This window comes from Gordonia tangerina, from assembly GCF_021556435.1.
Classification (GTDB): Bacteria; Actinomycetota; Actinomycetes; order Mycobacteriales; family Mycobacteriaceae; genus Gordonia; species Gordonia tangerina.
Map to the genome: position 1 here is coordinate 118,996 of NZ_JAKGCU010000008.1, position 12,476 is coordinate 131,471.

Here is a 12,476-nt window from a genome sequence, read left to right on the forward strand (position 1 = left end):
GAGCAGCACCGATGCCGATCCGCCACCTCACCGCCGACGCCGTCCGCACCGCCGAACACGCGGCCGGTGATCTGCTGGCGAACGGAACCTTGATGCGCCGCGCATCCGGGGGCGTTGCAGCCACGGTGATCGAGGAGTTGCGCCGCACCGGCGGCTGCTACGGCCGTCATGTCGGCCTCGTCGTGGGCGCCGGCGACAACGGCGGGGACGCGTTGTATGCCGCCGCGGCGCTCGCCCGCCGCGGCGTGCGGTGTGTTGCGGTGCTCCTCGCGCCGCAGCGGGCGCACCCGGCGGGGCTCACCGCATTCCGGGCCTCGGGCGGTCGCGTCGTGGCCGAGTTGCCCGCCGGACTCGACGTGGTGCTCGACGGGGTCGTCGGCATCGGAGGTCGGGGTCCGCTGCGTCCGGCGGCCGCTGCCGTGTTTGCCGCGCTGGTGCCTGCCGACCAGGGCGGACCCATCGTCGTCGCTGTCGACGTGCCGTCCGGCGTCGACGCAGACACCGGACAGGTACACGACCCGGCCGTGCGCGCCGACATCACCGTGACGTTCGGCGTGCGGCGTCTCGCGCATCTGCTGGCCGGCCCACAGTGCGGTCGGGTGCGACTCGTCGACATCGGGATCGACACCTCGGGTGCCGACGAGGTGGACACGCTGTGGGAGCTGACCGATGCCGAGGTCGGTCGGATGTGGCCGGTACCCGGCCCGTCCGACGACAAGTACAGCCAGGGTGTGGTCGGGGTGATCGCGGGGTCGGCCCGCTACCCGGGGGCGGCGATCCTCGCCTCCGGCGCCGCGGTGACCGCGACCTCAGGGATGACCCGATTCGTCGGTTCGGCCGCTGCGGACGTGGTCTCCCACCACCCCGAGGTGGTCGCCGTGGCGCGCTATGCCGACGCCGGACGCGTGCAGGCGTGGGCGGTCGGGCCCGGGATGGGTACCGACGACGACGCGCTGGCGCTGTTGGGTGAGATCCTGGCCACCGATCTACCGGTCCTCGTCGACGCCGACGGCCTCACCCTCCTCGCCGCTCACCCCGAACTGGTGGCCGACCGTGCCGCGCCGACCCTGTTGACCCCACACGCCGGTGAGTTCGCCCGGCTGACCGGCGCCGACGTCGGTTCCGACCGACTCGGTGCGGTTCGTGGCCTCGCCCGGGACTGGCGGGTGACCGTGTTGCTCAAGGGCCGAATCACGCTGGTGGCCGATCCCACCGGCACGGTCCTGGGCAACGACGCCGGATCGTCGTGGGCGGCGACGGCCGGCGCCGGCGACGTGCTCACCGGCATCGCCGGCGGGTTGCTCGCGGCGGGCCTGTCGCCGCAGTTGGCGGGCGCCGCGGCTGCCCGGGTGCATGCGCGGGCGGCCGCGCGGGCAGCCCGGGGAGCCCCGATCGGCGCCGCCGACCTCCTGGCCGAGGTCCGCGACGCGATCAGGGATGTGCGCGCCGGTCTGGGACAATGGTCGCGATGACCACTCATGCCCTGACCGCGACCATCGATCTCGGCGCGATCGCCCACAACGTCGACGTCCTGCGTACCGCCGCGGGCGCCGATGTGCTGGCAGTGGTGAAAGCCGACGCCTATGGACACGGGGCGGTACCCGTCGCCCAGGCCGCGCTGGCCGCTGGCGCCGCCGAACTCGGGGTGGCCCACATCACCGAAGCCCTCGCGCTGCGCCGTGCCGGTGTCGACGCCCACCTCACCGCATGGCTACACGCACCCGACGCCGATTTCGTATCCGCCATCGAGCACGACATCGACATCGCGGTGTCCTCGACGCGTCAACTGGACTCGGTGGTGGCGGCAGCCGAACGACTGTCGCAACCGGCCACCGTCACGGTCAAGGTCGACACCGGACTCAACCGCAGCGGGGTGGCGGCCGATGAATGGCCGGACTTCAGTGAGGTCCTCGGCAAAGCCCGTGCCGGCGGGGCCGTCGCGGTGCGTGCGATCATGTGCCATCTCGCGCGTGGCGACGAGCCCGAACATCCGCTCAATTCCGAGCAGGCACGACGACTCGACGACGCAGCCGCCGACCTGCGCCGGCTCGGCGCCGGTCCCGAGGTCACCCATATCGCGAATTCTCCTGCGGCGCTGACCCGTCCGGACCTCGCGCGCGATCTGGTGCGTCCGGGCATCGCCCTCTACGGCCGTAGCCCGATCCCCGAACGCGGTGACTTCGGGCTCGTGCCGGCGATGACGCTGACGGCTCAAGTGGCGCTGGTCAAGAAACTCGCTGCCGGACAAGGTGTTTCCTACGGACACACATTCGTGGCGCAACACGACACGATGATCGCGGTGCTACCCGCCGGATATGCCGACGGCGTGCCCCGCCTGCTGTCCGGTCGCTTCCAGGTCGCGATCAACGGGCGGCTCTTCCCCGGCATCGGACGAGTCTGCATGGACCAGTTGGTGATCGACCTCGGACCCGACGGAGGTGGGGTGCGCGAGGGCGACGTGGCCGAGCTGTTCGGCACCGGACGGACCGGCGGGCCGACGGCCGGCGACTGGGCCGACGCCATCGGCACCATCGATTACGAGATCGTCAGCGGTATCGGGTCGCGTGCCGTACGCCGCTACGTGGGTGATGTCGATGAGTAGATCCGAGCGATTCGGTTGGCTCGCCGGGGTCACCGGCGTCGGGGCGATCGGTGCGGTCGCAGCCGGTGGGGTGGCCCGCAACGCGGCACGACGACGTGGGTCCGCGCGGGTCGATCCATTTGCCGGCGTGGACTTCACCACGATCTACGACGACGACGCGACCACGGTGACCGCCGACGACGGCGTATCGCTGGCCGTGCGCACCGTCGTCACCGGTCCGGGGCGCGAGGACCCCTCGATCGAACCCGACCTCACCGTGGTGTTCGTCCACGGCTTCAGCCTGCGGATGGCGAGTTGGCATTTCCAGCGCTATGCGCTGGAGGCATGGTGGTCGCAGCGGACGGTCCGCATGGTCTTCTTCGATCACCGTGGACACGGGCGTAGCGATCCGGCGCCGTCGGAGACGTGCACGATCACCCAGCTCGCCGACGACATCGCCGCGGTGATCCGATCGGTGGCCCCGCGCGGGCCCATCGTGCTGGTCGGACACTCGATGGGCGGTATGTCTGTGATGGGCCTGGCTCGCCGTGACCCGGCACTATTCGGGCCGGACGGTCGCGTCACCGGGGTGGCGCTCATCGCGACCGCGGCGCGCGGCATCACCGAGGCGGGACTCGGTGAGGGCTTGCACAATCCGCTCGTCGGCGCCTTCCGCGTGTCTGTGCGTCACGTCCCCGCGCTGGTCCGCGCCGGTCGCGGAATCACCCGGCAGGCGCTCGAACCCGTCCTGGTCGCCGCGAGTTTCGGCACCGACTTCTACAGCCCGAACGCGGGTCGTGCAGTCGAGAAGATGATCCAGAACACACCGATCGAGACGCTCGTGGACTTCCTGCACGCTCTGGAGGACCACGATGAGACGACGGCGTTTCCGATTCTGGCGCATGTTCCGTCGGTGGTGGTGTGCGGCAACCAGGATCGGCTCACGCCGCTGCCGAGGTCGGTGCGCATGTACGCCGAGCTCGGTCCCGATTCACGCCTCGTCGTGGTGGATGGTGCCGGGCACATGGTGCCGATGGAGCGGCCGGAGGAAGTGACCGAGGCCATCGCCGACCTGGTGGAGCGGGCCCGGGCCGCCGCCCCCCAGCCACACCGCCGATGGTGGCGAAAGCTGATGGCGCGGTGAGCGAATCGACTCGACCCGCCACTGCAGGCGAACGGACACTGCCCGAGGTCGACGACACCGAGGCACTCGGCCGCGAACTCGCGGCGCAGTTGCAGGCAGGCGATCTGGTGATCCTGGACGGTCCACTCGGTGCCGGCAAGACCGCGATGACCAGGGGCATCGCGGCAGGTCTGGGGGTGATCGGACGGGTGTCATCGCCCACGTTCATCATCGCCCGGGAACACCGGGCCGCGCTGCCGGGACGGCCCGGCCTGATCCACGTCGACGCCTACCGGCTCGGCGGCCTCGACGAACTCGACGCCCTTGATCTCGATACCGATCTCGCGGATTCGGTGATCGTGGTCGAGTGGGGCGGGGGGGTGGCCGAACGTCTGGTCGAGCGTCACCTCCTGGTGCGCCTGCGGCGCGAACCGGAGTCCGAGGTGCGTAGCGCGGCATGGGAATGGGTGGAGCACTGATGTACATACTCGCGATCGACACCTCCACCGACGCAGTCGTCGCCGGTGTCGCGGCGCTTCGGGGAGCCGACGCCACCGAAGAGGTGCTCGCCGAACGGCAGGTGACCGACGGTCGGCGGCATGCCGAGATCCTCACCAGCCTCGTCGGCGAAACCCTGGACGAGGCCCGCGTGGCCCGCAGTCAACTCGACGCCGTGGTGGTGGGTTGCGGTCCGGGGCCGTTCACCGGACTGCGGGTCGGGATGGCCACCGGGGCGGCATTCGGCGACGCGTTGGGCGTGCCGGTGCACGGGGTGTGTTCACTCGATGCGATCGCCGCAGCGCAGATGTCGCAGACCTCCGCGTCGTCGCTGTTGGTGGTCACCGACGCGCGGCGCCGCGAGATCTATTGGGCTACTTACGATCAGGGCAGGCGGACGGCCGGCCCCGCAGTGGCGCCGCCCGGCGAGGTCGTCGCCGATCTCGCCGACATGCCGATCGATGTCGTCGTCGGTTCACCGACCCACGCGGGGCTGTTCGATCGGCCGGTCGGCGCGGCGTCGGTGCCGTCGGTGGCCGGACTGGTGACGGTGGCACGCGCCGACTTGTCGGGCAGCATGCCCCCGGCGGCGCTGGTGCCCCTGTACCTGCGGCGACCGGACGCGGTGGAACCCAAGCGGCGCCGACCCGCCGACCCGCAGCGACAGGAGTTGGCCCGGTGACGACCTCGGAACTGATCGTCGACGCCCTCGAACACCCGGACATCCCGCGTTGCGCGGCGTTGGAGAAGCTGATGTTCGCCGACGACTCTCCCTGGCCGGCGACTGCTTTCCGTGCCGAGCTGAATGCGCCGTACAACCGGTACTTCGCTGCGCGCGAACAACCCGGTGGCCCGGTCGTCGGCTACGCGGGCATCTCCACGCTCGGGTCGCCGGGGGATCTCGAGTGTGAGATCCACACCATCGCGGTGGCGCCGACCCATCGCGGTCGCGGATACGGGCGCGCGTTGCTCGCAGCGCTGCTCGCGGTGGCCGACGAGTGCGGTGCGTCCGTCTACCTGGAGGTGCGTACCGACAACGACACCGCGATCGCCCTGTACGAGGGCACCGGTTTTGTCCGGTCCGGCGTGCGCCGCAACTACTATCAGCCGTCCGGCGCCGACGCGTACACGATGATCCGCCCGGCGAGCGGAGTCACGTTGCAGCAGACCGGGGGTGCGCAATGATCGTGATGGGTATCGAGAGTTCCTGCGACGAGACCGGCGTGGGCATCGTCGAGTGGACGCGCGACGGCATGGGCGACGGTGGACGCGGTACGGCGAGGTTGCTTGCCGACGAGGTGGCATCCAGCGTCGACGAACATGCGCGCTTCGGTGGCGTGGTACCCGAGATCGCGTCCCGGGCACATCTGGAGGCCATCGTGCCGACCATGCAGCGCGCCCGGGAGGCGGCTGGTGTCGACCGGCCCGACGCGATCGCGGTCACGATCGGCCCGGGGCTGGCCGGGGCGTTGCTGGTCGGGGTGGCCGCGGCCAAGGCGTACGCGCTGGCCTGGGACGTCCCGTTATATGCGATGAATCATCTCGGCGGCCATGTGGCGGTGGACACCCTCGAGCACGGCCCGATGCCCGAGTGTGTGGCGCTGCTCGTCTCGGGTGGACACACCCACCTGTTGCACGTCACCGACCTGGCACGTCCCATCACGGAGCTGGGCACCACCGTCGACGACGCGGCGGGGGAGGCGTTCGACAAGGTGGCGCGATTGCTCGACCTCGGGTTTCCCGGCGGTCCGGCGCTGGACCGGGCGGCGGCCCACGGCGACCCGCAGGCCGTCGGCTTCCCCCGCGGGATGACCGGTCCCCGTGATGCGCGCTACGACTTCTCGTTCAGCGGCCTCAAGACCGCTGTCGCCCGCCACGTGGAGAAATGTGAGCGGCAGGGCACCGCGGTGTCGATTCCCGATGTCGCCGCATCGTTTCAGGAAGCGGTCGCCGACGTGCTGACGATGAAGGCGGTGCGGGCGTGCACCGATCTCGATGTCGACACCCTCGTTCTCGGGGGTGGTGCCACCGCCAACTCGCGCATCCGGTCGCTGGCCCAGGAGCGCTGCGCGGCCGCCGGGATCACCTTGCGAGTACCCAAGCCGCGCCTATGCACCGACAACGGCGTCATGATCGCCACCCTCGGAGCGCACGTGATCGGTGGTGGGGCAGAGCCCTCGCCACTGACCGTGGCCACAGACCCGGGAATGTCGGTGCAGGTCAGTCAGCTCTGAGCGATCAGATCGGACTTTCGCAGCCTCCGCCCTTGAGTGCTGGCACTCTCGTGTATAGAGTGCTAGTGGCACTGTGATGAAGCCTCGTACACCCGCGACGGCGGGGTTTCGGCCCAGGGCCAATGAACGTGCAATTCGATTCATCGTTCAACAACTCAGTACGAAAGTTGAGGAACCACATCGTGGCGAGCGTGAACATCAAGCCGCTTGAGGACAAGATCCTGGTGCAGGCCGTGGAGGCAGAGACGACCACCGCGTCCGGTCTGGTCATCCCGGACACCGCCAAGGAGAAGCCGCAGGAAGGCACCGTCATCGCCGTTGGCGAGGGCCGGGTCACCGAGCAGGGTAACCGCGTCCCCGTCGACGTCAAGGAAGGCGACACCGTCATCTACAGCAAGTACGGGGGCACCGAGATCAAGTACGCCGGCGAGGAGTACCTGATCCTCTCGGCGCGCGACGTGCTGGCCGTCATCGGCAAGTAAGACCCACGAGCACTTCGTGAGTCTCCCGCCCCGGTGCCCTCGTCGGGCGCCGGGGCGGAGCCATTTCTCCCGCGATTCCCCGGATCGAGAAAGAAATCCATGCCCAAACAGATTGAATTCGACGATGTAGCGCGCCGCGCACTCGAGCGCGGCATCAACCAACTGGCCGACACGGTCAAGGTGACGCTCGGCCCGCGTGGTCGGCATGTGGTGCTGGCCAAGGCCTTCGGTGGACCCAACGTCACCAACGACGGTGTCACGATCGCCCGCGACGTGGACCTCGAGGATCCGTTCGAGAACCTCGGTGCCCAGCTGGTGAAGTCGGTTGCCACCAAGACCAACGATGTCGCCGGTGACGGCACCACCACCGCGACGGTGCTGGCCCAGGCAATGGTGACCGCAGGCCTGCGCAACGTGGCCGCAGGCGCCAATCCGATCGCGCTGGGAGCCGGCATCGGCAAGGCCGCCGACGCGGTCAGCGCCGAACTGGTCCGGCTGTCCACCCCCGTCGATGGGGAGAAGGCCATCGCCCAGGTCGCCACCGTGTCTTCTCGTGACGAGGAGATCGGCGAGATGGTCGCCAAGGCCATGACGCGCGTCGGCGCCGACGGCGTCGTCACCGTCGAAGAAGGATCGGGTCTGTCGACCGACCTCGACGTGACCGAAGGTATCCAGTTCGACAAGGGCTACCTGTCGCCCTACTTCGTGACCGACGCCGACAGCCAGGAAGCCGTTCTCGAGGACGCCCTCGTGCTGCTCTACCGCGACAAGATCAGCTCGCTGCCGGAATTCCTGCCGCTGCTGGAAAAGGTCGCCGGCGACGGCAAGTCTCTGTTGATCATCGCCGAGGACGTCGAGGGCGAGCCGCTGTCGACCCTGGTGGTCAACTCGATCCGCAAGACCATCAAGGCGGTCGCGGTCAAGGCGCCGTTCTTCGGTGATCGTCGCAAGGCGTTCCTGGAGGATCTGGCCGTGGTCACCGGCGGCACCGTCATCTCCTCGGACATCGGCGTCAGCCTCTCCGACGCGGGTGTCGAACTGTTGGGCTCCGTGCGCCGGGCGGTGGTGACCAAGGACACCACGACGCTGGTCGAGGGTGCGGGTACATCCGAGGAGATCGCGCAGCGCTCCGAGCAGCTGCGCCGCGAGATCGAGCGCAGCGATTCCGATTGGGACCGCGAGAAGCTCGCCGAGCGGTTGGCGAAGCTCGCCGGCGGTGTCGCGGTGATCCGAGTGGGCGCCGCCACCGAGACTGCGCTCAAGGAGCGTAAGCATCGCGTCGAGGACGCGGTCGCCGCGGCGAAGGCAGCCGTCGAGGAGGGCATCATTGCCGGTGGCGGTACCGCCATCCTGCAGGCCGCGAAGGTCCTCGACGATCTGGCCGCCGACCTGTCCGACGAGGAGGCCCTGGGCGTGAAGGTCGTCCGCGACGCAGCGCGGGCCCCGCTCTACTGGATCGCATCGAACGCCGGCGTCGACGGCTCGGTCGTCGCTACCCGGGTGACCGATTCGGACTCGGGTATCGGCTTCAACGCCGCGACACTGGAGTACGGCGATCTGCTCGCCGACGGCATCATCGACCCGGTCAAGGTGACTCGGTCGGCTGTCGTCAATGCAGCCTCGGTGGCCCGCATGGTGCTCACCACCGAGACCGCCATCACCGATCAGCCGGAAGAGGCCGCGGCCGACGCGCACGGTCACGGTCACGCGCACTGATGAAGTGAGACCGGGCAGCGGCGGACGAACCCGACCGCACTGCCCGAGACGCACCGATGGGGGCATCGATCACACGATCGATGCCCCCATCGGCGTAGAGGTCTGAAGAACTGTCGTCAGCTCGCGATGCGGCGGCCCACACCGCGCTTCATCAGCATGCTGCGCTCGGACTCCGACAGCCCGCCCCAGATGCCGTAGGGTTCGGCAACGGCGAGGGCGTGTTCGCGGCACTGGGCGATCACCGGGCACTGATGGCACATCTCTTTCGCGCGGCGCTCGCGTTGGGCGCGCGCCCGGCCGCGTTCGCCGTCCGGGTGAAAGAACATCGACGAGTCCACACCGCGGCACAGGCCCTGCATTTGCCAGTCCCAGATGTCGGCATTCGGGCCAGGGAGGTGATTCGGCTGAGGCATGACAGCGACTCCTTGTCTGCGAGTGGCACTCGATTGATCGGCGCAAACACACAGTAAGCAAGCCGCAGAAATGCAGTCAATCCCGCCAAATAAGGGGTCAACGATGGTGAAATTTCCAGAAATGTTAACTGTGCGTTGACTATGCGTCGGCGGCTACCATACCGATTCGGTGTGGTCGGCCCGACCCGGCACATTCGTCGTTTTGGTGCGACTGACCTGCTGTTTTCGGTGTGTTGGCGGGTGCTTGGCGCGGCCCTGTGTCGCGTGACGAGCAGGTGACGGAACAACTGCCGAGTAACACGATTGAAACTCAGAGCTCATTTCTGTGTGACCTGGGCGGCGAATTAATGTTTGTGACACCAGGTTAAATTCATGCAAACTAGAACAGGTTACACTCGTTCTGAATCGACGTCGGAACCGCAAAAAACAGGGTGTGAAATGGGGGAATGCGCGCACGGCCGGGCGTTGTGGTCTGCCGCGGTTGAGCAGGGAGGTATAGGTCACACTGCCGGCGCATTCGCGATCCTCGACGAGGTTGAGCGTGCCGGCCGGCGATGCGGGGCTCCGGCATTGGAGTCCTTGGCACTGTCGACGCGCGCCTCACTTCTGCGGCAGGCGGGCCGACATCGGAACGCGGCCGCGCTCGACGGTCGCGCGTTGCTGCTTGTCGGATCGTCTGGCGCACCAGAGTCGCGCAACCGGACACAGACACAGACGCATCGCGCCGCAGTGCTCGATGCGCTCGTCGGTCTGGCCGCTGATCATCTGGGGCAGGTGCACCTCGCGGCAGCACGACGCCTGTTGGCGCGGGCACGTGGCATCGCAGACGTGGCCGACACCGCATGGCTGGCCGGCCGTCGGCCGCTGCTGCGCATCGAGTGGGTCAGTGCCGAGGTCGCGATCTACTCGGCAGACTCCGCGTCGGCGCTCGAGCACGCGCAACACGCCCGGGAACTGTGCACGGTCGCCGACACGCCCCTGCGGCACCGGGTCAAGACCGAGTTGATCGCTGCGGCAGCGCACGCGGCGGCGGGCGACCTGCTCATGGCCGCTCAACGTGCGGCCGAGGTCACCGCGGACGCGCGGGCTGGTGGGCTCATGCCGTTGGAATGGGCGTCGTTGGCGCTGCGACACGGTCTGGATCCCGCCGATGAGGACGTGGCCGGAGACCTCACCCGGGTTCGGGGGTTACTGGTGGGTCGAGGAGTGCCGTTTGCAGATGAGAGGACCGCCGGTGGGTGACTCGGTACTCGGTGGCAATCGCTAAGGTGACGTGGGTACACAGCACACGAGCAACACCACGACCATGTAACACGGGGATCTCAACTGACGATGAAACTGACGGGTGTTGAGCTGGACGAGGCCGTCCGCGCCGCAGGGCAGGGCGATCGAACAGCGCTCACGTCGGTTCTCGAAAGTGTGCAGGATCCGATCCTGCGTTACTGCCGAGGGCGGATTGGAGTCGGAGAACGCCACCTGTTCTCCGCCGACGATATCGCGCAGGAGGCGTTGATGGCAGTGATGACCGCGCTGCCCCGGTACCAAGACCAGGGCAGGCCGTTCATGGCATTTGTGTACGGCATTGCCGCGCACAAGGTTGCCGATGCCATGCGAGTGGCCGGTCGGGTCAAGTCCGATCCGGTCGAGACGCTCCCCGAGACCGTGTCGTTCGTCGGTGGGCCCGAGCAGATGGCGCTGGATTCCGACGGCAGCCGCAGGATGCGGTCGCTGCTGGAGATCCTGCCGGACAAGCAACGCGAGGTGCTCGTGCTGCGGCTGGTGGTGGGATTGTCGGCCGAGGAGACCGCGGACGCGATCGACAGTACGCCCGGCGCGGTGCGGGTCGCCCAACACCGCGCGCTGGCAAAACTACGGACCGAACTGAGGAAGGCAGGTGAGGTCGATGAACGACGAGCATGAGCCTGCCGATCAGCGATGGGATGTGAACGATCCCATCGACATGACCTCGGTTCACGCGGACGACCATTTCATCGAGTCGTTGTCTCACGATCGACCCGTGCCGACCCGGGATCAGGCCGAATACGAACTGGCCGAACTGTTGTCGGGCTGGCGTCACGAGGCTGTCGCCGCGCCGCTGCCCGAGTTGCCCACCGTCGACGAGGTCGAGTCCGCGATCGCGGCGTCCCAGCGCGCAGAACGCGGGCGCGGGGTCATCCGGCACCTGCGGGTGGCCTCCGGCGTGGCTGCGGTTGTGGTCATCGCCTGCGCGGGCCTCACCGTGTTGGCAGAGGGATCGTCTCCCGGCGACCCGCTGTGGGGTGTCAAGAAGGTGGTCTTCGCCGAAGCTGCCAGTGAAACCCAGGCGGCGATGGACATCCAGTCCGACCTGGAGAAGGCCGAGGCCGCGATGGCAGCCGGCGACGCCGATCAGGCTGCTGCGTTGATCGCCAAGGCGCAGCAGCAGATGGGGCCGGTGCGCGACGATGCCACCCGTAACCGCATGAACGAGTGGATGCAGCGACTGCGCGCCGACACCGATTCGGCCAAGTCCGCATCGTCTGCCTCGTCTGCTGCCGTGCCCGGCGGATCGAGCAGTGTGGGTGGTGCGCCCGGCCCGAGCACACCGCCGCGTGACCTCGATCGTCAGAGCAGTGGTTCGGTGACCGTCACCCTGCCCAGTTCGGGGAATCCGCCGGCGACGTCGGCGCCGGACAGCCCGACCGGTCAACCCGACACCACCAAGCCCGAGCAGCCGCCGACCTCCACCACGACTCCCACGCCGACTGCTGCGCCGGGCGATGAGACCGGACAGCCCAGTCGGCCGGTCACCACCACGACGACCACCACCACGACGTTCTTCTTGTGGTGAGTGGCGCGGAGGCCCGGTTGCCCCTGATCTCTGAGGAGGGCCGGAGCGTGCGGAGGCCCGTCACGAAGGGCCCTACTCAGGATGGATGTCGAAGCGACCCGATGAAACGCTGAAATAGCGCACGGACGCCACTCAACGTGGCGCGAGGGGAATTCTCAGCGCTCGTCGTCCATGTGTCCGCGCGCATCGGCGTAGCCGCGGCAGTAGTCCCAGGTGACGTAGGCCTCGGGGCGCGGATCGACGGCCGGTTCGTGAGGCCGAACGGTGCCGTCGATGAGCAGCTGCAGCAGGTTGGCACGCAGCATGTCCCAATCGTGATAGTGATCCTCGTGGCAGTCCTCGCACACGACGACCAGGCCGCGGACCCCACGATGGGCCAACAGCGCTTCGTAGACCGCCAGATCGGCGAGATCCTCCTCGACGGCGACGCGCTCGTTCTCGTCGAGCGGGACGCCGGGTTCCACCGAGTCGAGAGCCGACGCCGGGTCGCTGGGGTCGTCGGCGAACGGATCTGGCGGCAGTCCGGGTGGAAGATGGTCACGCACAACACCACGGTAACCGATGATCGGACCCCGGTGGAGCAAGGCGTCCACAGGTCG

General features: G+C 68.4%; 14 protein-coding genes. 12 read left to right on the forward strand and 2 right to left on the reverse strand.

Annotated features, from left to right (window positions below; translation table 11 throughout):
- Positions 1-11 precede the first annotated feature (11 nt).
- From L1892_RS11360 to groL, 9 genes are all read left to right on the forward strand, one after another.
- Entirely contained in the window at positions 12-1,472 is a 1,461-nt protein-coding gene (locus L1892_RS11360) for an NAD(P)H-hydrate dehydratase (protein WP_235723694.1), read from the forward strand.
- A complete protein-coding gene (gene alr, locus L1892_RS11365; RefSeq protein ID WP_235723695.1) occupies positions 1,469-2,602 on the forward strand; it encodes an alanine racemase in 1,134 nt (377 codons plus the stop codon). Before L1892_RS11360 ends, alr begins: the two co-directional genes overlap by 4 nt.
- Positions 2,595-3,725, forward strand: a complete 1,131-nt coding sequence (locus tag L1892_RS11370; protein ID WP_235723696.1) for an alpha/beta fold hydrolase — start codon at positions 2,595-2,597, stop codon at positions 3,723-3,725. Before alr ends, L1892_RS11370 begins: the two co-directional genes overlap by 8 nt.
- Positions 3,698-4,183, forward strand: a complete 486-nt coding sequence (gene tsaE / locus L1892_RS11375; RefSeq protein WP_235723697.1) for a tRNA (adenosine(37)-N6)-threonylcarbamoyltransferase complex ATPase subunit type 1 TsaE — start codon at positions 3,698-3,700, stop codon at positions 4,181-4,183. The genes L1892_RS11370 and tsaE overlap by 28 nt, the downstream gene beginning before the upstream one ends.
- Positions 4,162-4,884: a tRNA (adenosine(37)-N6)-threonylcarbamoyltransferase complex dimerization subunit type 1 TsaB gene (tsaB, locus tag L1892_RS11380; RefSeq protein ID WP_235723698.1), complete on the forward strand. Its 723-nt coding sequence runs from the start codon at positions 4,162-4,164 to the stop codon at positions 4,882-4,884. Before tsaE ends, tsaB begins: the two co-directional genes overlap by 22 nt.
- Positions 4,881-5,387 (forward strand): ribosomal protein S18-alanine N-acetyltransferase, encoded by a 507-nt coding sequence (gene rimI, locus L1892_RS11385; protein ID WP_235723699.1) that lies wholly within the window; start codon positions 4,881-4,883, stop codon positions 5,385-5,387. Before tsaB ends, rimI begins: the two co-directional genes overlap by 4 nt.
- Complete coding sequence (gene tsaD / locus L1892_RS11390) at positions 5,384-6,436, forward strand: tRNA (adenosine(37)-N6)-threonylcarbamoyltransferase complex transferase subunit TsaD (RefSeq protein WP_235723700.1); 1,053 nt, start codon at positions 5,384-5,386, stop codon at positions 6,434-6,436. Before rimI ends, tsaD begins: the two co-directional genes overlap by 4 nt.
- A 182-nt stretch (positions 6,437-6,618) precedes the next feature.
- Positions 6,619-6,918 (forward strand): co-chaperone GroES, encoded by a 300-nt coding sequence (groES, locus tag L1892_RS11395; RefSeq protein WP_006334733.1) that lies wholly within the window; start codon positions 6,619-6,621, stop codon positions 6,916-6,918.
- Between the two features lie 99 nt (positions 6,919-7,017).
- The gene (gene groL, locus L1892_RS11400; RefSeq protein WP_235723701.1) at positions 7,018-8,634 is read left to right on the forward strand and encodes a chaperonin GroEL; all 1,617 of its coding nucleotides are present in this window, start codon (positions 7,018-7,020) and stop codon (positions 8,632-8,634) included.
- Between the two features lie 116 nt (positions 8,635-8,750).
- On the opposite strand, the gene L1892_RS11405 is transcribed toward groL, so the two are convergent.
- Positions 8,751-9,047: a WhiB family transcriptional regulator gene (locus L1892_RS11405; RefSeq protein ID WP_129911804.1), complete on the reverse strand. Its 297-nt coding sequence runs from the start codon at positions 9,045-9,047 to the stop codon at positions 8,751-8,753.
- 579 nt (positions 9,048-9,626) lie between these two features.
- Between L1892_RS11405 and L1892_RS11410 the strand changes: the two genes are divergently transcribed.
- The 3 genes from L1892_RS11410 (at position 9,627) to L1892_RS11420 (ending at position 11,877) form a co-directional block, all read left to right on the forward strand.
- Positions 9,627-10,289, forward strand: coding sequence for a hypothetical protein (locus tag L1892_RS11410; protein ID WP_235723702.1), 663 nt, complete (start codon positions 9,627-9,629; stop codon positions 10,287-10,289).
- Positions 10,290-10,379: 90 nt separating this feature from the next.
- Positions 10,380-10,967 (forward strand): RNA polymerase sigma factor ShbA, encoded by a 588-nt coding sequence (shbA, locus tag L1892_RS11415; RefSeq protein ID WP_235723703.1) that lies wholly within the window; start codon positions 10,380-10,382, stop codon positions 10,965-10,967.
- Positions 10,951-11,877, forward strand: a complete 927-nt coding sequence (locus L1892_RS11420; RefSeq protein WP_235723704.1) for an anti-sigma-D factor RsdA — start codon at positions 10,951-10,953, stop codon at positions 11,875-11,877. The genes shbA and L1892_RS11420 overlap by 17 nt, the downstream gene beginning before the upstream one ends.
- Before the next feature lie 155 nt (positions 11,878-12,032).
- Here the strand turns inward: L1892_RS11420 and L1892_RS11425 are convergent, their stop codons facing one another.
- Positions 12,033-12,422, reverse strand: coding sequence for a DUF5319 domain-containing protein (locus L1892_RS11425; protein ID WP_235723705.1), 390 nt, complete (start codon positions 12,420-12,422; stop codon positions 12,033-12,035).
- Between the last annotated feature and the right edge of the window lie 54 nt (positions 12,423-12,476).

Bases quoted from the DNA above. Each gene is read 5' to 3' on its own strand.
- tsaD (WP_235723700.1), top strand. From the start codon at position 5,384: ATGATCGTGATGGGTATCGAGAGTTCCTGCGACGAGACCGGCGTGGGC.
- L1892_RS11370 (WP_235723696.1), top strand. From the start codon at position 2,595: ATGAGTAGATCCGAGCGATTCGGTTGGCTCGCCGGGGTCACCGGCGTC.
- alr (WP_235723695.1), top strand. From the start codon at position 1,469: ATGACCACTCATGCCCTGACCGCGACCATCGATCTCGGCGCGATCGCC.
- L1892_RS11405 (WP_129911804.1), bottom strand. From the start codon at position 9,047: ATGCCTCAGCCGAATCACCTCCCTGGCCCGAATGCCGACATCTGGGAC.
- shbA (WP_235723703.1), top strand. From the start codon at position 10,380: ATGAAACTGACGGGTGTTGAGCTGGACGAGGCCGTCCGCGCCGCAGGG.
- tsaE (WP_235723697.1), top strand. From the start codon at position 3,698: ATGGTGGCGAAAGCTGATGGCGCGGTGAGCGAATCGACTCGACCCGCC.
- groL (WP_235723701.1), top strand. From the start codon at position 7,018: ATGCCCAAACAGATTGAATTCGACGATGTAGCGCGCCGCGCACTCGAG.
- L1892_RS11420 (WP_235723704.1), top strand. From the start codon at position 10,951: ATGAACGACGAGCATGAGCCTGCCGATCAGCGATGGGATGTGAACGAT.
- tsaB (WP_235723698.1), top strand. From the start codon at position 4,162: ATGGGAATGGGTGGAGCACTGATGTACATACTCGCGATCGACACCTCC.
- L1892_RS11360 (WP_235723694.1), top strand. From the start codon at position 12: ATGCCGATCCGCCACCTCACCGCCGACGCCGTCCGCACCGCCGAACAC.